This window comes from Streptomyces coelicoflavus (assembly GCF_045041415.1).
GTDB classification, from domain to species: domain Bacteria; phylum Actinomycetota; class Actinomycetes; order Streptomycetales; family Streptomycetaceae; genus Streptomyces; species Streptomyces coelicoflavus.
Window position 1 is genome coordinate 3394970 of sequence record NZ_CP108218.1, and the last position, 22464, is coordinate 3417433.

Sequence of the window (22464 nt, forward strand, 5' to 3'; positions counted from 1 at the left end):
CGGGTTTTGTGACCGAACCCGTACACCGGCCACCGAGCACCGGTCGCCGGCCACCGAGCACCGGCCACCCGTCACGGGCCGCCGTGCATCGCCCTCCGGACGCAGGCTGCGTCAGGCCCGCAGATACGTCAGCACCGCCAGCACCCTGCGGTGGGTCTCGGTCGCCGGGGGCAGGTCGAGCTTGGCGAGGATGCTGCCGATGTGCTTGCCCACGGCCGCCTCGGAGACGACGAGTTCACAGGCGACGGCCGCGTTGGACCTGCCCTCCGCGATCAGGGCCAGCACTTCGCGCTCGCGCGGGCTCAGCCGCTCCAGCGGGTCCCGGCGGCGGCGCAGCAACTGGCGTACCACCTCGGGGTCGACGACCGTGCCGCCGTCCGCGACCTCGGCCAGCGCGTCGACGAACTGCTCGACCTGGCCGACGCGGTCCTTGAGCAGATAGCCGACGCCGGTGCCGTCACCGGAGTCCAGCAGCTCGGACGCGTAGGTCCGTTGCACGTACTGGCTGAGGACGAGGACGGGCAGGGCGGGCCGCTCCTCGCGCAGGCGTACGGCCGCGTGCAGGCCCTCGTCCTGGAAGCCGGGCGGCATGCGGACGTCGGTGACGACGACGTCCGGGGCATGCTCCCCGACGGCCGCGACGAGTGCCCCGGCGTCGCCGACGGCCGCCACGACCTCGTGTCCGAAGCGGGTGAGCAGCCCGGTCAGGCCGTCCCGCAGCAGCACACTGTCCTCGGCCAGCACTACGCGAAGCGTTCGGTCCACTCGCAAGGAATCTCCACGCTCAGCAGGGTCGGTCCGCCCGGCGGGCTGGACAGGGAGAGTCTGCCATCCAGGACCGACACCCGGTCGGCGAGTCCGGTCAGCCCACTGCCCACCGCGGCGTCGGCCCCGCCCCGGCCGTCGTCGCGTATCCGGAGGACCAGCCGTCCGTCGCGGTGGCCGCCGGAGATCTCCGCCCGCCCGGCGCCGCTGTGCCGGCCGACGTTGGCGAGGGCCTCGCGGACCACGAAGTACGCGGCGGCCTCCACCGCCTGGGGCAGCCGTCCGGGCAGTTCCAGGGCGACGTCGACGGGGACGGCGGAGCGGTCGGCGGCGTCGGCGACGGCCGCGGGCAGGCCGTAGTCGGCGAGCACCTTGGGGTGGATGCCGTGGATCAGCTCGCGCAGTTCCTCCAGTGCCCGGCCCGCCTCGCCGTGCGCCTTGGCGAGCTGGTCGGCCAGCGGTCCCGGCGGCGCGTCCAGGCGGGCCAGGCCGAGGGCCATCGTCAGGGCGACCAGGCGCTGTTGGGCGCCGTCGTGCAGGTCGCGTTCGATCCGGCGGCGTTCGGCCTCGAAGGCGTCCACCAACCGGACGCGGGAACGGGTGAGTTCGACGACCCTGTCCTCCGGGCCGCCCGCGCGCGGGGCGCCCACGAGCACGCGGGCCAGCTCGGCCCGCGCGCCCGCCGCCAGGCCCAGCGCGTAGGCACCGAGGGCGAGGAGCGCCAGTCCGAGCACGGCGACACCGCACGCGGCCGGCCAGGTGGTGACCGTCCACTGCTTGAGGACCTTCGCCTCCTCGCCGCCGCCGGCCGTGGCCATCAGCAGCGGGGTGGCGGTGAGGGCGAGGGGCGCGGCCAGGGCGAAGGCCACGGCCAGGGCGTCCAGCGGCCAGAGCAGGACGGCGAAGAGGAGCGCGTGGCCCAGCTCCCGCCAGGTCGCCCGCTCCCCCAGCCGCGTGCTCAGCCAGGGCCACGGGCCGGTGGCGGACGGCTGCCGTACGGGCCGGTCGGGGGCGGGGACGCGGTCGATCAGGCGCAGCCGGTGCCGTTCCAGGCGGGCCACGGGGAGGCCGGCGAGGGCGGTGAGCACCAGCAGCGGCAGCCCCACCAGGACGACGGCGAGTACGCCCCCGGCGGCGAGTGCGGCCACGAGGCCCACCAGGGTCACGGCGCCGGCCACCGCCCCGGTCACCAGGTAGGCGACGGCACGCCAGGGCCACGACGAGAGCAGGTAGCCGCGGGCGGACAGGGCCTGCCACACGGTGCGGGGGCGGGGGTGCATGCGGATCACCGTAGAACCCGTGCGCCCGGCCGGGCCATCGGTCCAGTGGGCGTCCCGGGGGTATGGCCTGCCCCACCCCTCTTCTCGCCCCTGCCGCACTGCGTGGGTGCCGTCCCGCGCGGTTTCGTGAAGACACCGCGCCACCGACCGGACCCCACCCCCGGCCGCCACCCGCCCCGGGCATCCCGCCGCACCGGACCGCGCCCTCACCCTCACACCGTCCTTACCCCGCCCCACCTCACCCCGACCCGGCCGGAGGCCCCCGTGCTGACCACCGCCCTCCACACCCTCCGCGCCCGCTGGCCCGCCTTCATCGGGAGCTTCATCGCCCTGTCGCTGGGAGCCGCGCTGCTGACCGTGACGGGCCTGGCGCTGGCCTCCTCGCTCGACGCGCCGAAACGCGCGCCGGAGCGTTTCGCCGCCGCGCCGGTGGTGGTCCGGGGGCAGGACACCCTGCGCGTGCACACACCCTCCGGGGAGCGCACGAAGGAACTGGCACGGCCTCGCTCCGTGCCGGACGCGCTCACGACCCGGTTGAAGGACCTCGGCCCCGTCGTCGAGGACCGCTCCTTCCCGGTCCGCGTCCACGGCTCCCGCGGCCCCGGCGACCTGATCGGCCACCCCTGGTCCACCGCCGCCTTCGCCCCGTACCGCATCGACGCGGGCCGCGCCCCCCGAGCCTCCGACGAGGTCGTCGTCACCCGCGGCTGGGCCGCGCCGGGCGACCGGGTGCGCACGGACCGGGGCACCCTGCGGGTGGTGGGGACCGTGCCCCGCCTCGGTTTCGAGGACGCCGTCTTCTTCACCGACGCGCGGGCCGCCCGGCTCTCCCCGGTCAGCGTGCAGCTCGCCGTCGACGCGGAGGTGTCCGCCGTACGGGAGGCGGTGCGGGACGCCGTACGGGACTCGGTGCCGGGCAGCGCGGGCGTCCGGGTGCTCGCCGGGGACGACCGGCGGTACGCGGACGCCGATCCCGACCGGGACCGCGAGGCGCTGACGGCCCTCAACGCCCTGTTCGGCACGGCCGGCGGCGTCAGCGCCTTCGTGTCGGTCTTCGTCGTGGCGTCCACCTTCGCCTTCGCGGTGGCGCAGCGGCGCCGGGAGTTCGGGCTGCTCCGCACGGCCGGGGCGACGCCGGGGCAGCTGCGCCGGATGGTGCTGGGCGAGGCCCTCGCGGTCGGCGTGCTCGCGTCCGCGACCGGCTGCCTGCTCGGCGCGTACGCCGCGCCGCATCTGGCGGCACAGGTGGTCGAGGAGGGTCTGGCACCGGCCTGGTTCACCATCGGCGAGCACACCTGGCCGTACCACATGGCCTTCTGGACGGGGCTCGCCGTCGCCCTGTGCGGCGCGACGGCGGCGGCATGGCGGGCGGGCCGCACCAGTCCCGTCGAGGCCCTGCGCGAGGCCTCCGCCGACACCGGGACGATGACCCGGGGCCGTTGGGTGTGCGGGGCGGGGCTGCTGCTGACCGCGCTGGTCACGCTCGTGGTCGCCCTGGCCGGCGACCCCGGCGACCTGCTGCACCGCAAGACGTACGTGAGCCGCCCGATGCTGCTGATCGCCGCCGCCGCGCTGCTCGCACCGGTCGTGGTGCGCCCGTCGGCGCGGCTGCTCACCTGGCTGCCGGCCCGGCTGCCGGGCGCCACGGGCCTGCTGGCCCGGGAGAACACGGCGGCCGGTGTACGGCGTACCGCGGCCGTCGCGGCGCCGGTGCTGGTCACGGTCGCGCTCGCGGGCTCCCTGCTCGGCGCCGTCGCGACCCTGGACGAGGCGAAGGCCGCCGAGGTCCGGGAGCGGACCGCGGCCGCCTTCGTGGTCACGGCGCCCTCCGGTACGGGTTTCGACGCGGCGGCCGTGGACCGCCTGCGCGCGGTGCCCGGGGCGGAGGTCTCCCCGACCTCGTCGACCGCGGTGTACGCCCTGGAGGACGGTGTGGCCCTGATCAGGTCCGACGCGCGTGCCGTCGCCGGCCCCGGGGCCCTCACCGCCACGACCCGGCTCCCGCTCGCCGCGGGCAAGGTGGCCGACCTCGACGACCGCTCGATCATCGTGAACGAGGAGTGGGCGGAGCACACGGTCGGCCGGAGCGTACGGATCTGGCTCGGCGACGGCACGCGGAAGACCCTGCGCATCGCCGCCGTGATGCACACCGGCACCGGCGACAACGGCGTCTACGTCACCGCGGCCAACGCGGCCGGCGCCCCCGCCGACCGGGTGGACGTCGCCCTCGCCGACGGCGCCGACGCCGACGCCGTGGCCGCCGGGCTGCGCGGGGCGGTGACGCCGGTGGGCGGACGGGTGGCGAGCGGCGACGAGTGGGCCGCGGCCGCCTCCCCCGCTGCCCGGGGCACGACACGGGCCGGTCTCTTCCTGGTTCTGGGCATCGCCCTGCTCTACACGGGGATCTCCGTGGTCAACACGATGCTGACGGCGACGTCCGACCGGGCCCGCGAGCTGACGGTCCTGCGCCTCACGGGCGCCACCGACCGACAGGTGCTGCGGCTGCTCGCCGTCGAGTCCCTGACGGTCACCGCGGTGGGCGCCCTCCTGGGCCTGCTGGTCGCCGGCCTCAACCTGGCGGGCATGGCAGCGGCCCTGCACCTGCTCACGGCCCCCGTCACCCCGGTCGTCCCGTGGACCGCCGTCACCACCACCGCGGCCATCTGCGCGGCCCTCACCACGGCGGCGGCGCTCACCTCCGCCACCCTGCTGCTGCGCCGCCGCGCGGTCGCCCGCGAGTGACGCGGGGTGACACGACGAAAGGGCCCGTACGACCGAAGTCGTACGGGCCCTCTCAGGCATCAGCCCATGTCAGGTCGGGTCGACCGACAAGCAAGCGGAGCTTACTTGTTGATCTTGGTGACCTGGCCGGCGCCCACGGTCCGGCCACCCTCGCGGATGGCGAACTTCAGGCCCTCTTCCATGGCGACGGGCTGGATGAGCTCCACCTTCATCTCGGTGTTGTCACCCGGCATGACCATCTCGGTGCCCTCGGGGAGGGTCACGACGCCGGTCACGTCCGTCGTACGGAAGTAGAACTGCGGACGGTAGTTGTTGAAGAAGGGGGTGTGACGGCCACCCTCGTCCTTCGACAGGATGTAGGCCTGGGCCTCGAACTCGGTGTGCGGGGTGACCGAGCCCGGCTTGATGATGACCTGGCCGCGCTCGACGTCCTCGCGCTTGATGCCGCGGAGGAGCAGACCGACGTTCTCACCGGCCTGGCCCTCGTCGAGGAGCTTCCGGAACATCTCGATGCCGGTGACCGTGGTGGTGGTCTTCTCCTGCTTGATGCCGATGATGTCGACGGTCTCGTTGACCTTGAGGACACCACGCTCGATGCGGCCGGTGACGACCGTACCGCGACCGGTGATGGTGAAGACGTCCTCGATCGGCATCAGGAACGGCTTGTCGACGTCGCGCTCGGGCTCCGGGATGGCCTCGTCCACGGCCTTCATGAGCTCGAGGACCGAGTTGCCCCACTCCTTGTCGCCCTCGAGGGCCTTCAGAGCGGAGACCTTGACGACCGGAACGTCGTCGCCCGGGAACTCGTACTCGGAGAGGAGCTCACGCACCTCGAGCTCGACGAGCTCCAGGATCTCCTCGTCGTCCACCATGTCGGCCTTGTTCAGGGCGACGACGATGTACGGAACGCCGACCTGGCGGGCCAGGAGCACGTGCTCCTTGGTCTGCGGCATCGGGCCGTCGGTGGCGGCGACCACGAGGATGGCGCCGTCCATCTGCGCCGCACCCGTGATCATGTTCTTGATGTAGTCCGCGTGACCGGGGCAGTCGACGTGGGCGTAGTGACGCGCCTCGGTCTGGTACTCGACGTGCGCGATGGAGATGGTGATACCGCGCTGGCGCTCTTCGGGAGCCTTGTCGATCTGGTCGAAGGCCGAGGCCTCGTTCAGGTCCGGGTACGCGTCGTGCAGCACCTTGGTAATGGCGGCCGTGAGGGTCGTCTTACCGTGGTCGATGTGACCGATGGTGCCGATGTTGACGTGCGGCTTAGTCCGCTCGAACTTCGCCTTCGCCACTGGGGTCCTCCTGTGGAGTGGTTCTGTACGCCTTACTCATCGGCGCCAGGTGATCTTTGCTGGGAAACCCGGGCCCGGGGCATTCCGCCGGGTTGACGGCGGAATGCCCCTTGCAGGCTCCGGGGTCAAGCCTAAAGCGTGTTCACGGGGTCCGTTGAACGGAGTGGCCCGTTACTCGCCCTTGGCCTTCGCGATGATCTCCTCGGCGACGTTCCGGGGAACCTCGGCGTAGGAGTCGAACTGCATCGAGTAGCTTGCGCGACCCGACGTCTTGCTGCGGAGGTCGCCGACGTAGCCGAACATCTCCGACAGGGGCACGAGGCCCTTGACGACACGGGCGCCCGCACGCTCCTCCATGGCCTGGATCTGGCCACGGCGGGAGTTGATGTCGCCGATGACCTCACCCATGTAGTCCTCGGGCGTGGTGACCTCGACGGCCATCATCGGCTCCAGGAGCACGGGCGAAGCCTTGCGCGCGGCCTCCTTGAAGGCCTGCGAACCGGCGATCTTGAAGGCGAGCTCGGAGGAGTCGACCTCGTGGTAGCCACCGTCGATGAGCGTGACGCGGACGCCCGTCATCTCGTAGCCGGCCAGGATGCCGAACTGCATGGCCTCCTGCGCACCGGCGTCCACCGAAGGGATGTACTCCCTGGGGATGCGGCCACCGGTGACCTTGTTCACGAACTCGTACGAGGCGTCGCCGCCCTCGATCGGCTCGATCGCGATCTGCACCTTGGCGAACTGACCGGTACCACCGGTCTGCTTCTTGTGGGTGTAGTCCACGCGCTCGACGGTCTTGCGGATCGTCTCGCGGTACGCGACCTGCGGCTTGCCGACGTTGGCCTCGACCTTGAACTCGCGCTTCATCCGGTCGACCAGCACCTCGAGGTGAAGCTCGCCCATGCCGCCGATGACGGTCTGGCCGGTCTCCTCGTTGGTGTGCACCTGGAAGGAGGGGTCCTCCTCCGCGAGACGCTGGATGGCGACACCCAGCTTCTCCTGGTCGCCCTTGGACTTGGGCTCGATCGCGACCTCGATGACCGGCGCCGGGAAGTCCATGGACTCCAGGATCACCGGGTTCTTGTCGTCGGACAGCGTCTCACCGGTGGTGGTCTGCTTCAGGCCCATGACGGCGACGATGTCGCCGGCGCCCACCGACTCGATCTCCTCACGCTTGTTGGCGTGCATGCGGTAGATCTTGCCGATGCGCTCCTTCTTGCCCTTGACGGAGTTCAGCACGGCGGTGCCGGACACCAGGCGGCCCGAGTAGACCCGGACGAAGGTGAGCTTGCCGAGGTGCGGGTCGCTCATGATCTTGAACGCGAGCGCGGCCAGCGGCTCGTCCTCGGACGGCTTGCGCGAGACGACGACCTCGGGGTCCTTGACGTCGTGGCCCTCGATGGCCTCGACGTCGAGCGGGGTCGGCAGGTAGCGCACGACCGCGTCGAGCAGGGGCTGGACGCCCTTGTTCTTGAACGCGGTGCCGCAGAACACGGGGGTGACCGTGGTCTCGTCGGACTTGCCGGACGCGATGGTGATACGACGGATCGCGGCGTACAGCTGCTCCTCGGTGGGCTCCTGGCCCTCCAGGAACAGCTCCATGATCTCTTCGTCGTTCTCCGCGACGGCCTCGATCAGCTTGCCGCGGTACTCCTCGGCCAGCTCCTGGAGCTCGGCCGGCACGTCGAGGACGTCGTACATCTCGCCCTTGGCGGCCTCGGCGGAGTAGACCAGCGCCTTCATGCGGACGAGGTCCACGACGCCGTGGAAGTCGGCCTCGGCACCGATCGGGAGCTGCATGACCAGCGGCTGGGCGCCCAGACGGTCCGAGATCATCCCCACACAGCGGTGGAAGTCGGCGCCGGTACGGTCCAGCTTGTTCACGAAGCAGATGCGGGGCACGCCGTAACGGTCGGCCTGACGCCACACCGTCTCGGACTGGGGCTCGACACCGGCGACACCGTCGAACACGGTCACGGCACCGTCGAGCACACGCAGGGAACGCTCCACCTCGACGGTGAAGTCGACGTGCCCCGGGGTGTCGATGATGTTGATCGTGTAGTCGTTGTCCTCGAGCGGCCAGTGACAGGTGGTCGCAGCAGACGTGATCGTGATGCCACGCTCCTGCTCCTGCTCCATCCAGTCCATCGTGGCGGCGCCGTCGTGGACCTCACCGATCTTGTACGAGACGCCGGTGTAGAACAGGATCCGCTCGGTGGTGGTCGTCTTGCCCGCGTCGATGTGGGCCATGATCCCGATGTTGCGGACCTTGGCCAGGTCAAGTGAAGTGGTAGCCATAAGGCTTCAGTCTTCTCTCGGTCTCGATGTGGGTAGCGACTACCAGCGGTAGTGCGCGAAGGCCTTGTTGGACTCGGCCATCTTGTGCGTGTCCTCGCGCTTCTTCACAGCGGCGCCGAGGCCGTTGGAGGCGTCGAGGAGCTCGTTCAGCAGACGCTCGGTCATGGTCTTCTCACGACGGGCGCGGGAGTAACCGACGAGCCAGCGCAGGGCGAGCGTGTTCGCACGGCCCGGCTTGACCTCGATCGGGACCTGGTAGGTCGCGCCACCGACACGGCGGGACTTGACCTCGAGGGTCGGCTTGATGTTCTCGAGAGCGCGCTTGAGCGTGATGACCGGGTCGTTGCCGGTCTTCTCGCGCAGACCCTCCATGGCGCCGTAGACGATGCGCTCGGCGGTGGAGCGCTTGCCGTTCAGCAGCACCTTGTTGATCAGGGAGGTCACCAGAGGAGAACCGTAGACCGGGTCGATGATGACCGGGCGCTTCGGGGCGGGGCCCTTACGAGGCATTCTTACTTCTCCTTCTTGGCGCCGTAGCGGCTGCGGGCCTGCTTGCGGTTCTTGACACCCTGGGTGTCGAGGGAACCGCGGATGATCTTGTAACGAACACCCGGCAGGTCCTTCACACGGCCGCCGCGCACGAGCACGATGGAGTGCTCCTGCAGGTTGTGCCCCTCACCCGGAATGTAAGCGGTGACCTCGATCCCGCTGGTCAGACGCACACGCGCGACCTTACGCAGGGCCGAGTTCGGCTTCTTCGGGGTGGTCGTGAACACACGCGTGCAGACGCCACGGCGCTGAGGGGAACCCTCGAGTGCGGGCGTCTTGTTCTTCTCGACCTTGTCCTGCCGGCCCTTCCGGACCAGCTGCTGGATCGTAGGCACTACTTCTCCGGTTTCTGTGTGCCGAATGGTGAAGCTAACCTGGAACGCCTCCGACCCACGCGGTCGGGTGTGTCGAAACCGCGAGCTCCGCCCGCGAGGCGGTAGGAGACGCGAAATGCGGTGGCCACATACGGCCCCGGTGCGGTGGTAGGCACGCACGAGGCCAGGGCACACCCCAGGCACAAGGTCTGAGCGTACCTATCGCATTCGCTGCGGTCAAAACAAATGGGCGACACCGGCCATCGCGCCCGTTTCGCTCCGCTTCATCCGGATCGGCACAGGCCCTCGGGCGGAGCCGGCGGAGGCGCCGCACCGCCGCCGACCGGACGGTCACCGGCATCACACGAACAGGCGGGCCCCAGCCCGACGAGGGCGGCTCCGGGCCGCCGCGGCCCAGCCGCACCCCTCGCAGCAGCAGCGCGGCCCCCCAGCGGCCGAAAGGCCACAGCCCGAAGAGCAGCACCGGCACACCGATCAGGACGATGCCCGCCCCCCGCCACACCAGGGTCCGCGTCGCCAAGGTACAGACGGCCCGGTCCGGATCCGCGGGGTCGTAGACGACCTTGATGCGCTCGGAACGGCCGCCGAGTGCCGGCGCGGCGTAGTCGGCCACGATCTCGTGTTCGCCGCCCTGAAGGTCGGTGTACCGGAAGTACTTCTTCTGCCCACCGCCGTGGCAGAACCGCGCCACGACGCCGATCCCCCGCTTCCTCAGCGCGAGCCGTCGGCGCGCCGCCGAGAGCCCGATCCCGAGGAGGAGGACGCCGAGAGCGAGCGGCCCGACACCGGTCGCCCACATGACCAACCGGAACGTCTCTCCCGCCAGGGCCGGCCCGGCGATGCCGCCCAGGCAGACGGGCTATCGGCACAGCCGAAGGGCGGTCACCCTCGTCGAGGGTGACCGCCCTTCGGTCTCAGCGCCTGGTCAGGCGACCCGCCTACTGGTTGTACGGACCGTAGTCGTAGTCCTCCAGCGGAACGGCCTGGCCGGAGCCCGTGCCGAACGGCGAGTAGTCGATGTCGTCGTAGCCGACGGCCGAGTACATCGCGGCCTTGGCCTCCTCGGTCGGCTCCACCCGGATGTTGCGGTAGCGGGACAGACCCGTACCGGCCGGGATGAGCTTACCGATGATGACGTTCTCCTTGAGGCCGATGAGGCTGTCGGACTTGGCGTTGATCGCCGCATCCGTCAGGACTCGGGTCGTCTCCTGGAAGGAGGCGGCCGACAGCCAGGATTCCGTCGCCAGCGAGGCCTTGGTGATACCCATCAGCTGCGGACGACCGGAGGCCGGGTGACCGCCCTCCTGGACCACACGACGGTTCTCGGTCTCGAACTTGGTCCGCTCGACCAGCTCGCCGGGCAGCAGCTCGGCGTCGCCGGACTCGATGATCGTCACGCGGCGCAGCATCTGCCGGATGATGATCTCGATGTGCTTGTCGTGGATCGACACGCCCTGCGAGTTGTAGACCTTCTGGACCTCGCCGACCAGGTGGACCTGGACGGCACGCTGACCCAGGATGCGCAGCACGTCGTGCGGGTTGGTGGCACCCACGGTGAGCTTCTGGCCCACCTCGACGTGGTCGCCCTCGCCCACCAGCAGACGGGCACGCTTCGAGATCGGGAACGCCGTCTCGTCGCTGCCGTCGTCGGGGGTGACGACGATCTTCTTCGTCTTCTCGGTCTCCTCGATCCGGACGCGGCCGGAGGCCTCGGAGATCGGGGCGACACCCTTCGGGGTACGGGCCTCGAAGAGCTCGACGACACGCGGCAGACCCTGCGTGATGTCGTCACCGGCCACACCACCGGTGTGGAAGGTACGCATCGTCAGCTGGGTGCCGGGCTCACCGATGGACTGGGCGGCGATGATGCCGACCGCCTCACCGATGTCGACCAGCTTGCCGGTGGCCAGCGAGCGGCCGTAGCACATGGCGCAGGTGCCGACCTGGGACTCGCAGGTCAGGATCGAGCGGGTCTTGACCTCCTCGACGCCGTGGGCGACCAGGGCGTCGATGAGCACGTCACCCAGGTCGACGTTGGCCGGCGCGATGACCTTGCCGTCGATGACGACGTCCTCGGCGAGCATGCGGGCGTAGACGCTGGTCTCGACGTCCTCCGCCTTGCGCAGCACGCCGTCGGCGCCGCGCTCGGCGATCCGCAGCCGCAGACCGCGCTCGGTGCCGCAGTCCTCCTCGCGAATGATGACGTCCTGGGAGACGTCGACCAGACGACGCGTGAGGTAACCCGAGTCGGCGGTACGCAGAGCGGTGTCCGCCAGACCCTTACGGGCACCGTGCGTGGAGATGAAGTACTCCAGCACGGACAGGCCCTCACGGAAGGACGCCTTGATGGGACGCGGGATCGTCTCGTTCTTGGCGTTCGACACCAGACCGCGCATACCGGCGATCTGACGCATCTGCATCATGTTTCCGCGAGCACCCGAGTTCACCATCATGGAGACCGGGTTGGTCTTCGGGAAGTTGTCGTTCATCGCCTCGGCGACCTCGTTGGTCGCCTTGGTCCAGATCGCGATGAGCTCCTGCGTGCGCTCTTCCTTGGTGATCAGACCGCGCTCGTACTGCTTCTGGACCTTCTCGTCCTGCGCCTCGTAGCCGCGGACGATCTCCTTCTTCGCGTCGGGGACGACGATGTCGGAGATGGCGACGGTGACGCCGGAACGGGTGGCCCAGAAGAAGCCGGCCGCCTTCAGGTTGTCGAGCGTCGCCGCCACGATGACCTTCGGGTAGCGCTCGGCGAGGTCGTTGACGATCTCGGAGAGCTGCTTCTTGCCGACCTCGTAGTCGACGAACGGGTAGTCCTCGGGCAGCAGCTCGTTGAAGAGCGCGCGGCCCAGCGTGGTCTTCAGGGTGAAGGTGTCACCCTGCTGCCACTCGGGCTCACCCTCCTCGCGGGCCGGGGGCTCGAAGCCGCGCGGCGGGATGGTGCCCACCGGGAAGCGGATGTCGACCTTCGCCTGGAGCGTCAGGTCGCCCGCGTCGAACGCCATGATCGCCTCGGCGGCGGACCCGAAGGCACGGCCCTCACCCTTGGGGCCACGCCCCTCGGAGTCGGTGGTGAGGAAGAACAGACCGAGGACCATGTCCTGGGTCGGCATCGTCACCGGACGGCCGTCGGCCGGCTTGAGGATGTTGTTCGAGGACAGCATCAGGATGCGGGCCTCGGCCTGCGCCTCCGCGGACAGCGGCAGGTGCACGGCCATCTGGTCACCGTCGAAGTCCGCGTTGAACGCGGTGCAGACGAGCGGGTGGATCTGGATGGCCTTGCCCTCGACCAGCTGCGGCTCGAAGGCCTGGATGCCGAGGCGGTGCAGGGTGGGAGCGCGGTTCAGCAGAACCGGGTGCTCCGCGATGACCTCTTCGAGCACGTCGTACACGACCGTGCGGCCGCGCTCGACCATGCGCTTGGCGCTCTTGATGTTCTGCGCGTGGTTCAGGTCGACCAGGCGCTTCATCACGAACGGCTTGAAGAGCTCCAGTGCCATGGCCTTGGGCAGACCGCACTGGTGCAGCTTCAGCTGCGGGCCGACGACGATGACGGAACGCGCCGAGTAGTCGACTCGCTTGCCGAGCAGGTTCTGACGGAAGCGGCCCTGCTTGCCCTTGAGCATGTCGGACAGCGACTTCAGCGGACGGTTGCCGGGGCCCGTCACCGGGCGGCCACGACGGCCGTTGTCGAAGAGCGCGTCCACGGCCTCCTGGAGCATGCGCTTCTCGTTGTTCACGATGATCTCGGGCGCGCCGAGGTCGAGAAGCCGCTTCAGGCGGTTGTTGCGGTTGATCACGCGGCGGTACAGGTCGTTCAGGTCGGAGGTCGCGAAGCGGCCACCGTCCAGCTGCACCATGGGACGCAGGTCCGGCGGGATGACCGGCACGCAGTCCAGCACCATGCCCTTGGGGCTGTTGCTGGTCTGGAGGAACGCGGAGACGACCTTGAGGCGCTTGAGCGCACGGGTCTTCTTCTGGCCCTTGCCGGTGCGGATGATCTCGCGGAGGCGCTCGGCCTCCTCGTCGAGGTCGAAGGACTCCAGGCGCTTCTGGAGCGCGGCGGCGCCCATCGAGCCGTCGAAGTAGGTGCCGAAGCGGTCGCGCAGCTCGCGGTAGAGCAGCTCGTCGCCCTCGAGGTCCTGGACCTTGAGGTTCTTGAACCGGTTCCACACCTCGTCGAGGCGGTCGATCTCGCGCTGCGCACGGTCGCGCAGCTGCTTCATCTCGCGCTCGGCGCCCTCGCGCACCTTGCGGCGCACGTCGGCCTTGGCGCCCTCGGCCTCCAGCTCGGCGAGGTCCGTCTCGAGCTTCTTGGCGCGGGCCTCCAGGTCGGAGTCGCGGCGCTGCTCGATCTGCTGGCGCTCGACGGAGACGTGGGCCTCCAGCGAGGGCAGGTCGCGGGTGCGGCGCTCCTCGTCCACGAAGGTGATCATGTACGCGGCGAAGTAGATGACCTTCTCGAGGTCCTTCGGCGCCAGGTCCAGCAGGTAGCCCAGGCGCGACGGGACGCCCTTGAAGTACCAGATGTGGGTGACGGGGGCGGCCAGCTCGATGTGGCCCATCCGCTCACGGCGCACCTTGGCGCGAGTGACCTCGACGCCGCAGCGCTCACAGATGATGCCCTTGAAGCGGACGCGCTTGTACTTGCCGCAGTAGCACTCCCAGTCCCGGGTCGGACCGAAGATCTTCTCGCAGAAGAGTCCGTCCTTCTCGGGCTTGAGGGTGCGGTAGTTGATGGTCTCGGGCTTCTTGACCTCGCCGTGGCTCCACTGACGGATGTCGTCAGCGGTGGCCAGACCGATCCGGAGCTCGTCGAAGAAGTTGACGTCGAGCACTATGCGTCAATCCCTCTCAGGGTTGTAAGTCTGTGGTCTGAAACGGGGGTCGCGGGATCGGCGGGGCCTGTGGAGGACAGGCCCCGCCTGACTCCCGTCAGACCTCTTCGACGCTGCTCGGCTCGCGCCGCGACAGGTCGATGCCGAGCTCCTCCGCTGCGCGGAAGACGTCCTCGTCGGTGTCACGCATCTCGATGGACATGCCGTCCGAGGACAGCACCTCCACGTTGAGGCACAGGGACTGCATCTCCTTGATGAGCACCTTGAAGGACTCGGGGATGCCGGGCTCAGGGATGTTCTCGCCCTTGACGATGGCCTCGTAGACCTTCACGCGGCCGGTCACGTCGTCGGACTTGATCGTCAGCAGCTCCTGGAGGGCGTACGCGGCGCCGTAAGCCTCCAGCGCCCACACCTCCATCTCACCGAAGCGCTGGCCACCGAACTGGGCCTTACCACCCAGCGGCTGCTGGGTGATCATCGAGTACGGGCCGGTCGACCGGGCGTGCAGCTTGTCGTCGACCAGGTGGTGGAGCTTGAGGATGTACATGTACCCGACCGAGATCGGGTCCGGGAACGGCTCACCGCTGCGGCCGTCGAACAGCCGCGCCTTGCCGGTCGGGAGCACCATGCGCTCGCCGTCCCGGTTCGGGATGGTGTGCTGGAGCAGGCCGGCCAGCTCGTCCTCGCGCGCACCGTCGAAGACCGGGGTGGCGACGTTGGTGCCGGGCTCGACCTTGTCGGCGCCGATGGCCTGGAGGCGCTGCGCCCACTCCTCCGCGAGGCCGGAGACGTCCCAGCCGCGGCTGGCGAGCCAGCCGAGGTGGATCTCCAGGACCTGTCCCGGGTTCATTCGGGACGGGACACCCAGCGGGTTCAGGATGATGTCGACGGGCGTGCCGTCCTCCAGGAACGGCATGTCCTCGATCGGGTTGATCTTGGAGATGACGCCCTTGTTGCCGTGCCGGCCGGCGAGCTTGTCACCGTCGGTGATCTTGCGCTTCTGCGCCACGTACACGCGCACCAGCTGGTTCACACCGGGGGGAAGCTCGTCGCCCTCCTCGCGGTCGAAGACGCGGACGCCGATGACCTTGCCGATCTCGCCGTGCGGGACCTTCAGCGAGGTGTCGCGGACCTCACGGGCCTTCTCACCGAAGATCGCGCGGAGCAGGCGCTCCTCCGGCGTCAGCTCGGTCTCGCCCTTGGGCGTGACCTTGCCGACGAGGATGTCGCCGGCGACGACCTCGGCACCGATGCGGATGATGCCGCGCTCGTCGAGGTCGGCGAGGACCTCCTCGGAGACGTTCGGGATGTCCCGGGTGATCTCCTCGGGGCCGAGCTTGGTGTCACGGGCGTCGACCTCGTGCTCCTCGATGTGGATCGAGGAGAGGACGTCGTCCTGCACGAGGCGCTGCGACAGGATGATCGCGTCCTCGTAGTTGTGACCCTCCCACGGCATGAACGCGACCAGCAGGTTCTTGCCGAGCGCCATCTCGCCGTTCTCGGTGGCCGGACCGTCGGCCAGGACCTGGCCCTCGATGATCCGGTCGCCCTCGGCGACGATGACCTTCTGGTTGACCGAGGTGCCCTGGTTGGACCGGGAGAACTTGGCCAGGCGGTACGTGATGTACGTGCCGTCGTCGTTGGTCGTGGTGATGTAGTCCGCGGAGACCTCCTGGACCACACCCGCCTTCTCGGCCTTGACCACGTCACCGGCGTCGGCGGCGGAGCGGTACTCCATGCCGGTGCCGACGAGCGGGGACTCGCTCTTGATGAGCGGCACGGCCTGACGCATCATGTTCGCGCCCATGAGGGCACGGTTGGCGTCGTCGTGCTCGAGGAACGGGATCATCGCGGTCGCGACCGACACCATCTGGCGCGGCGAGACGTCCATGTAGTCGACGTCGTCCCCGGGGACGTAGTCGACCTCTCCGCCACGGCGGCGGACCAGGACGCGGGCCTCGGCGAACCGCAGGTCGTCGTTGAGCGTGGCGTTGGCCTGCGCGATGACGAAGCGGTCCTCCTCGTCGGCGGTCAGGTAGTCCACGTCGTCCGTGACCTGGCCGTCGACGACCTTGCGGTACGGCGTCTCGATGAAGCCGAAGGGGTTGATCCGGCCGTACGAGGCGAGCGAGCCGATCAGACCGATGTTCGGGCCTTCGGGCGTCTCGATCGGGCACATGCGGCCGTAGTGCGACGGGTGCACGTCGCGGACCTCGAAGCCGGCCCGCTCACGGGAGAGACCACCCGGGCCGAGGGCGTTCAGACGACGCTTGTGCGTCAGCCCCGACAGCGGGTTGTTCTGGTCCATGAACTGGGACAGCTGGCTGGTGCCGAAGAACTCCTTGATGGAGGCGACGACCGGCCGGATGTTGATCAGGGTCTGCGGCGTGATCGCCTCGACGTCCTGGGTGGTCATGCGCTCGCGCACGACGCGCTCCATACGGGCGAGACCCGTACGGACCTGGTTCTGGATCAGCTCGCCGACGTTGCGGATGCGGCGGTTGCCGAAGTGGTCGATGTCGTCGGTCTCGACGACGATCTCCCGGCCCGACTCGCCGGTCGTCTCGGTCTCACCGGCGTGCAGCTTCACCAGGTACTTGATGGTGGCGATGACGTCGTCGGTGGTGAGCACGCCGGCGTCCAGCGGCTCCTCCGCGCCGAGCTTCTTGTTCACCTTGTAGCGGCCGACCTTGGCGAGGTCGTAGCGCTTCGGGTTGAAGTAGAGGTTCTCGAGCAGCGTCTGCGCGGCCTCACGCGTGGGGGGCTCGCCCGGACGCAGCTTGCGGTAGATGTCGAGCAGCGCGTCGTCCTGGCCCTGGGTGTGGTCCTTCTCCAGGGTGGCGCGCATGGACTCGTACTCGCCGAACTCCTCGAGGATCTGCTCGGTGGTCCAGCCGAGGGCCTTGAGGAGGACGGTCACGGACTGCTTGCGCTTGCGGTCGATGCGCACACCGACCATGTCGCGCTTGTCGATCTCCATCTCCAGCCAGGCACCCCGGGACGGGATGATCTTGGCGGAGAAGATGTCCTTGTCGGACGTCTTGTCGATGGAGGAGTCGAAGTAGACACCCGGCGAACGGACCAGCTGCGACACGACGACACGCTCGGTGCCGTTGATGACGAAGGTGCCCTTGTTGGTCATGAGCGGGAAGTCGCCCATGAAGACCGTCTGGGACTTGATCTCGCCGGTCTCGTTGTTGGTGAACTCGGCGGTGACGAAGAGCGGGGCCGCGTACGTGAAGTCGCGGTCCTTGCACTCGTCGATGCTGTTCTTGGGGGGCTCGAAGCGGTGGTCGCGGAACGTCAGCGACATCGACCCGGAGAAGTCCTCGATCGGGGAGATCTCCTCGAAGATCTCCTCCAGACCGGACTTGGTGGGGACGTCCTGACCGGACTCCAGAGCCGACTCGACGCGAGCCTTCCAGGCGTCGTTGCCGAGCAGCCAGTCGAAGCTCTCGGTTTGCAGCGCCAGGAGGTTCGGAACCTCGAGGGGCTCCTTGATCTTTGCAAAGGAGATGCGCAGCGGGGCGGTGCTGGCAGCGTTGTTCGTATTCGCGGTCGAGGCATTGCGCGAGGCGGCCAAGAGGGGGTCCTTCCGAGGGCTCGGACTCACTACGCGCGTACCGGCCCCTCTTCCGTGCACGGAGACAGGGGGTGCCTGATGTGGCTAAAGAGCCAGGTCAGGCATGCTCTGGTCATCAGTGCTCGGGCGAGGGCAGACCCCTGGTGACGGGCAGGGGGCAGCTAACAGGCAGCGCAAAGGGTCAGTGTAGCCACTTGGCTCACTGATGTCCAGTGCGGTTCTCGGGGACCGTGTTCGCTCCTCGTTGTTCTCACCACCTGTGCGGCAAGGCCTCGCCCTCAACGCACCCAGATACTGCCCTCTTCGCCGTCGATCCATGCCTCGGATTCGGATCCTTTGACGACGCCCTGAGAATTGCGCGCTGCGTGCGGTTCGTCAAGGCCCCCCTTGGCCCGAACCGGTTGCCTCCAGCGGCTCTCAGGGCCCCGGAGACGGCACGACGAAGATCACCCTACTCTTCACCGTCACACGTGCAAGGCAGCCGCCGCCGGACCCCCGGTACGCCGAAGAGCGACCACCCGGATGGATGATCGCTCTTCGGTGCTACGGCGTTACAGACCCTGACGGATCCGTGGTGCCGGTGCGGTCTTACTTGACCTCGACGGAGGCGCCGGCGCCCTTGAGGGACTCGGCGGCCTTCTCGGCGGCGTCCTTGGCGACCTTCTCGAGGACGGGCTTCGGGGCGCCGTCCACGAGGTCCTTGGCCTCCTTCAGACCCAGGGAGGTCAGCTCACGCACGACCTTGATGACCTGGATCTTCTTGTCGCCGGCACCGGTGAGGATGACGTCGAACTCGTCCTGCTCGGCAGCGGCCTCGGCCGGAGCGGCAGCGGCGGCCGGGGCGGCGGCGACGGCGGCGGCGGCCGTGACGTCGAACTTCTCCTCGAAGGCCTTCACGAACTCGGAGAGCTCGATGAGGGTCATCTCCTCGAACTGGGCGAGCAGGTCGTCCTGGCTGAGCTTCGCCATGATGGCGGTCCTTCCACTAATTCGGCAGGTGCCGGATGTACGGGGTGTGGCGGGCGTACGTCGGCCCGCTGCGGTCCGCGCCGCGCTCAGGCGGCCCGGACCAGAAAGCGAGCCGAGTTACTCGGCACCGCCCTGCTCGTCCTGCTTGGCACGGAGCGCGTCCACGGTGCGGACGAGCTTCGAGGGAAGCGCCTGGAAGAGCTGAGCAGTCTGGGACTGCTTGCCCTTGAAGGCACCCGCCAGCTTGGAGAGCAGAACCTCGCGGGACTCGAGGTCCGCAAGCTTCTTGATCTCGTCGGCGGACATCGCCTTGCCGTCAAGGACACCGCCCTTGATGACGAGATTCGGGTTGTCCTTGGCGAAGTCGCGCAGACCCTTCGCCGACTCCACCGGGTCACCGGTGACGAAGGCGACGGCCGTCGGACCAGCGAAGAGCTGGTCGTCGAGCGTGATCCCGGCCTCGTTGGCCGCAATCTTGGTCAGCGTGTTCTTCACCACGGCGTACTGGGCGTTCTCACCGAGCGACCGGCGCAGCGTCTTGAGCTGCGCCACGGTGAGACCGCGGTACTCGGTCAGCACGGCGGCGTGGGAGCTGCGGAACTTGTCCGTCAGCTCGGCAACCGCGGCAGCCTTCTCGGGCGTCGCCATAGAGCCTCGGCCTCCTTCCGGGTGATTCGGACCGCGCGGACCCGAAGGAGGACTGGGGAAAACGAAACGCCCCGGCGCAGGCGCTCGGGGCGTGGCTCGACCGATCGTCATCCGCACGGGGCGGGGACTTCCGGGAGCTCATCCACAGTCACCTGCGCGGGTCGTCCGCAATTCAGCGGATCCTTCGGCCACCGTGCCTCTTTCGAACACACGGCAACGACCAGCGGTCTTTGGCTTCTGTGGAAGCGTACGTGAACGGGGCAGTGCCAAGCAAATCCGCCCCCGCGGCGACCGGACGGGCCGGGCGCCGGCGTCTCAGCCCTGCTGGGCCTCCTTCATCATCTCGGCCAGGTCGGCGACCTCCGCGGCGGGCGGGGCGCTGACCTTCACGGGCTCGTTGACCCCGAGGAAGGTGAAGGTCATGTCCAGCGGGCCCTTGTCCGCGTCGGCCCGCATGCGGAACTGCTTGGTCTGGTCGTCGCCGTCGACCCACATGTCCATGGTGAGCTTGTCGACGCCCAGCTTCTCGTACTGCTCGAGGCTCTTCTCGCGCTTCTCCCGGGTGGCCTCGTCCTCGTCCCCGATGGACTTCTCCAGGTCGGCGAGGGAGACGGTGCCCTTGTAGTGGGTGGTCTTCACGCCCTCGACGGTCTCGGTGCCGACCTTCTCCACGTCCTTGGCCCCGGTGAGGAAGGTGGACTCGGTCGCCGGGTTCTTGTCGGCCTGGGAGGCGCTGCCCATCTGGTTCATCTGCTCGTCGACGCCCGTGCCGGACAGGTCGAACTTGATCCAGCGCTTGCCGTCCATCTCCTTGGCCGCCTCGGGGCCGCCACCGATGTACATGGCCTTGTCGACGAGCCGGATCTCCGCGGTGCCCTCGGCGCCCTGGTCGAGCGCCGTCATCTTCATGCTCATCGCGAGCGTCGGCTTGATCTGCATCTCGGCCTCGGCCTTGATGCGGCCCTCCTCGGGCGTCTTGCCGGTCAGGCGGTAGTGGAGGGAGTCGATCTCCTCCGAGTTCTTCGCCGCCTTGGCGACGGCGGCCGCGGGCGTCATCTCCGGGGACTCGGAGTCGCCCTTGGAGCAGCCCACCGCCCCGCCTGCGAGCAGCAGTGCGGCCAGGCCGGCGCCCACGGGCACGCGTACGGAAGTCTTCATCGATATCCCCCCACGGGATTCAGGGAGCACAAGGGGCGTCGGACGTCACAGGAAACGCACCGCTGCTCCACAGGAGTTCTCCACAACAAGGACGCGAGCGTAGCCGAATCGGTTCGAACGATCTTGTGAATTCCGCCCGGCCGGGCCGACCTCACTCCGCCTGCGACGCGAGCAGTTCCTTGAAGTCCGCCGTGTCCGCGGCCGGCGGGCGCTGCGCGGAGACCGTGACGCCGTAGTCGCTGTAGTAGGCGGTCTGGGTCAGCTCGCCGGTCTTCGTGCGTCCCCGCTCGACCTTCTTGACCAGCAGGTGCCGGTCGTCGACCCAGATGTCGACGGTCTGGGCGGTCTCCCCGCCCACCGTGCCGGACCAGTGGGTGGTGCGCCGGCCGCGCGTCGTCTCCTCCCCCACCCTGCGCACGTCCCCGGCCGTCAGCAGCAGCTTCACCGCCTGGTGGGGCGTGGTGTTGCGCATCTGCTCGGCGAACCCGGCGCCCGCCCCGCCGCCGAGGTCCTCAAGGTCCTCGTACACGTACTTGATCCAGTGCCTGCCGCCCACCCGGTCGGCGAACGCGTCGCCCATCTTGGCGTAGTAGGCGTCGGGCAGGTACCGGGCCTCCATCGCGGTGGTGCCGAGGCGGCGCATCGTCTCGGCGGTCGTGCCGCCCGTGTAGGTGATCGTGAGTGTTCCGGTGAGGCCGCCGTCGCGCCAGCCGAGGGCGCCCGCGGCCTCCAGGGACAGCTCCCGGCCCATCACGGTCGTGGACTCCACCCGCGCCGATCCCGCCCGCCCGGTGGCCCGCTCGACGGACCGCAGGGCATCGGCCGAGGGGCCGGTGAGCGCCGGGGGGCTGGAGGACGGTGCCGCGGAGCCCGATGGAGCGGAGGCGGGGGAAGGGGCCGCGGGCGGTTCGCCGGAGGTGCACGCGGTGGCGCAGGCCAGCGCGGCCGACACCGCGACCGAGACGACCGTACGGCGTGCCCTCGTGCCCGTCATCCGCCCACCCCTTGCGCCCCGTACGGCTCCTGCGCCCCATGCGCGGGTCCGGTGCCCGCACGCTAACCCAGGGCGCCGGAAAAGGGGACGGGACGAACAGGGACGGGGCGAACACGGGCGGGGCGAACAGGGGGCGGGGAAAGGCAAAGGGACGGGCCCCGCACCTCGGAAGGTGCGGGGCCCGTGAACCGGTGGGGCGAGCTGCTCGCTCAGACCGCGGCCGGGTCCTCCTCGACGAGGAGGTTGCGGGTGCGGTTGGAGTCGAGCGGAATGCCGGGGCCCATCGTGGTGCTGATGGCGGCCTTCTTGATGTAGCGGCCCTTGGCGGCGGACGGCTTCAGACGGAGGATCTCCTCCAGCGCCGCGCCGTAGTTCTCCACCAGCTTGGTGTCGTCGAACGACGTCTTGCCGATGATGAAGTGCAGGTTCGAGTGCTTGTCGACGCGGAACTCGATCTTGCCGCCCTTGATGTCGTTGACAGCCTTGGTGACGTCCGGGGTCACGGTGCCGGTCTTGGGGTTCGGCATGAGACCACGGGGACCGAGCACGCGGCCGAGGCGGCCGACCTTGCCCATGAGGTCCGGGGTGGCGACGACGGCGTCGAAGTCCAGACGGCCCTTCGACACCTCGTCGATCAGTTCGTCGGAGCCGACGATGTCGGCGCCCGCGGCGGTCGCGGCCTCGGCACGGTCACCGGTCGCGAAGACCAGGACCCGGGCGGTCTTACCGGTGCCGTGCGGGAGGTTCACGGTGCCACGGACCATCTGGTCGGCCTTGCGCGGGTCGACACCCAGGCGAAAGGCGACCTCGACGGTGCCGTCGAACTTGCTCGTGGAGGTCTCCTTGGCGAGACGGACGGCCTCGAGCGGGGCGTAGAGCTTGTCCCGGTCGATCTTGGCGTCCGCAGCGCGGAGAGACTTGCTGCGCTTGCTCACTACTGCTCCTGTGGCTTCTTAGGAGTCGTGGTTAGGGCCGAGCAGGCCCCGCCACACTGTCCTGACCTTGCGGCT

The 22464-nt window shown here is 69.2% G+C and carries 14 protein-coding genes; 1 reads left to right on the forward strand and 13 read right to left on the reverse strand.

What is annotated here, in order from left to right:
* Positions 1-111: 111 nt before the first annotated feature.
* The gene (locus OHA99_RS14970) at positions 112-744 is read right to left on the reverse strand and encodes a response regulator (protein ID WP_405698952.1); all 633 of its coding nucleotides are present in this window, start codon (positions 742-744) and stop codon (positions 112-114) included.
* Positions 744-2045, reverse strand: coding sequence for a sensor domain-containing protein (locus OHA99_RS14975; protein ID WP_366473119.1), 1302 nt, complete (start codon positions 2043-2045; stop codon positions 744-746). The genes OHA99_RS14970 and OHA99_RS14975 overlap by 1 nt, the downstream gene beginning before the upstream one ends.
* 264 nt (positions 2046-2309) lie before the next feature.
* Here OHA99_RS14975 and OHA99_RS14980 point away from each other — a divergent pair, with 264 nt between their 5' ends.
* Positions 2310-4787, forward strand: coding sequence for an FtsX-like permease family protein (locus OHA99_RS14980; protein WP_405696136.1), 2478 nt, complete (start codon positions 2310-2312; stop codon positions 4785-4787).
* Positions 4788-4888: 101 nt separating this feature from the next.
* Here OHA99_RS14980 and tuf read toward each other — a convergent pair whose 3' ends face one another.
* From tuf to rplA, 11 genes are all read right to left on the reverse strand, one after another.
* Positions 4889-6082 (reverse strand): elongation factor Tu, encoded by a 1194-nt coding sequence (gene tuf, locus OHA99_RS14985; protein ID WP_007443930.1) that lies wholly within the window; start codon positions 6080-6082, stop codon positions 4889-4891.
* A 171-nt stretch (positions 6083-6253) separates the two neighbouring features.
* Positions 6254-8380, reverse strand: a complete 2127-nt coding sequence (gene fusA / locus OHA99_RS14990; RefSeq protein WP_153178415.1) for an elongation factor G — start codon at positions 8378-8380, stop codon at positions 6254-6256.
* Positions 8381-8419: 39 nt separating this feature from the next.
* Positions 8420-8890: a 30S ribosomal protein S7 gene (gene rpsG, locus OHA99_RS14995; protein ID WP_003974303.1), complete on the reverse strand. Its 471-nt coding sequence runs from the start codon at positions 8888-8890 to the stop codon at positions 8420-8422.
* Positions 8891-8892: 2 nt separating this feature from the next.
* Complete coding sequence (rpsL, locus tag OHA99_RS15000; RefSeq protein ID WP_003948652.1) at positions 8893-9264, reverse strand: 30S ribosomal protein S12; 372 nt, start codon at positions 9262-9264, stop codon at positions 8893-8895.
* A 938-nt stretch (positions 9265-10202) separates the two neighbouring features.
* On the reverse strand, positions 10203-14102 hold the full coding sequence (locus OHA99_RS15005) for a DNA-directed RNA polymerase subunit beta' (RefSeq protein ID WP_007443927.1): 3900 nt from the start codon (positions 14100-14102) through the stop codon (positions 10203-10205).
* Between the two features lie 97 nt (positions 14103-14199).
* The gene (gene rpoB / locus OHA99_RS15010; protein ID WP_153178416.1) at positions 14200-17685 is read right to left on the reverse strand and encodes a DNA-directed RNA polymerase subunit beta; all 3486 of its coding nucleotides are present in this window, start codon (positions 17683-17685) and stop codon (positions 14200-14202) included.
* A 588-nt stretch (positions 17686-18273) separates the two neighbouring features.
* Positions 18274-18654 carry a 50S ribosomal protein L7/L12 gene (gene rplL / locus OHA99_RS15015; RefSeq protein ID WP_087807759.1) on the reverse strand — a complete coding sequence of 127 codons (381 nt, stop codon included), beginning with the start codon at positions 18652-18654 and terminating at the stop codon, positions 18274-18276.
* 117 nt (positions 18655-18771) lie between these two features.
* Positions 18772-19302 carry a 50S ribosomal protein L10 gene (rplJ, locus tag OHA99_RS15020; RefSeq protein ID WP_153178417.1) on the reverse strand — a complete coding sequence of 177 codons (531 nt, stop codon included), beginning with the start codon at positions 19300-19302 and terminating at the stop codon, positions 18772-18774.
* Positions 19303-19617: 315 nt separating this feature from the next.
* Positions 19618-20460, reverse strand: coding sequence for a DUF1396 domain-containing protein (locus tag OHA99_RS15025; RefSeq protein ID WP_165685103.1), 843 nt, complete (start codon positions 20458-20460; stop codon positions 19618-19620).
* A 151-nt stretch (positions 20461-20611) separates the two neighbouring features.
* On the reverse strand, positions 20612-21454 hold the full coding sequence (locus OHA99_RS15030) for a hypothetical protein (protein ID WP_282881915.1): 843 nt from the start codon (positions 21452-21454) through the stop codon (positions 20612-20614).
* Between the two features lie 209 nt (positions 21455-21663).
* The gene (rplA, locus tag OHA99_RS15035; RefSeq protein ID WP_153178420.1) at positions 21664-22389 is read right to left on the reverse strand and encodes a 50S ribosomal protein L1; all 726 of its coding nucleotides are present in this window, start codon (positions 22387-22389) and stop codon (positions 21664-21666) included.
* Positions 22390-22464 lie beyond the last annotated feature (75 nt).

Bases quoted from the DNA above. Each gene is read 5' to 3' on its own strand.
- rplJ (WP_153178417.1), bottom strand. From the start codon at position 19,302: ATGGCGACGCCCGAGAAGGCTGCCGCGGTTGCCGAGCTGACGGACAAG.
- OHA99_RS14975 (WP_366473119.1), bottom strand. From the start codon at position 2,045: ATGCACCCCCGCCCCCGCACCGTGTGGCAGGCCCTGTCCGCCCGCGGC.
- OHA99_RS15025 (WP_165685103.1), bottom strand. From the start codon at position 20,460: ATGAAGACTTCCGTACGCGTGCCCGTGGGCGCCGGCCTGGCCGCACTG.
- fusA (WP_153178415.1), bottom strand. From the start codon at position 8,380: ATGGCTACCACTTCACTTGACCTGGCCAAGGTCCGCAACATCGGGATC.
- rplL (WP_087807759.1), bottom strand. From the start codon at position 18,654: ATGGCGAAGCTCAGCCAGGACGACCTGCTCGCCCAGTTCGAGGAGATG.
- OHA99_RS15030 (WP_282881915.1), bottom strand. From the start codon at position 21,454: ATGACGGGCACGAGGGCACGCCGTACGGTCGTCTCGGTCGCGGTGTCG.
- rpsG (WP_003974303.1), bottom strand. From the start codon at position 8,890: ATGCCTCGTAAGGGCCCCGCCCCGAAGCGCCCGGTCATCATCGACCCG.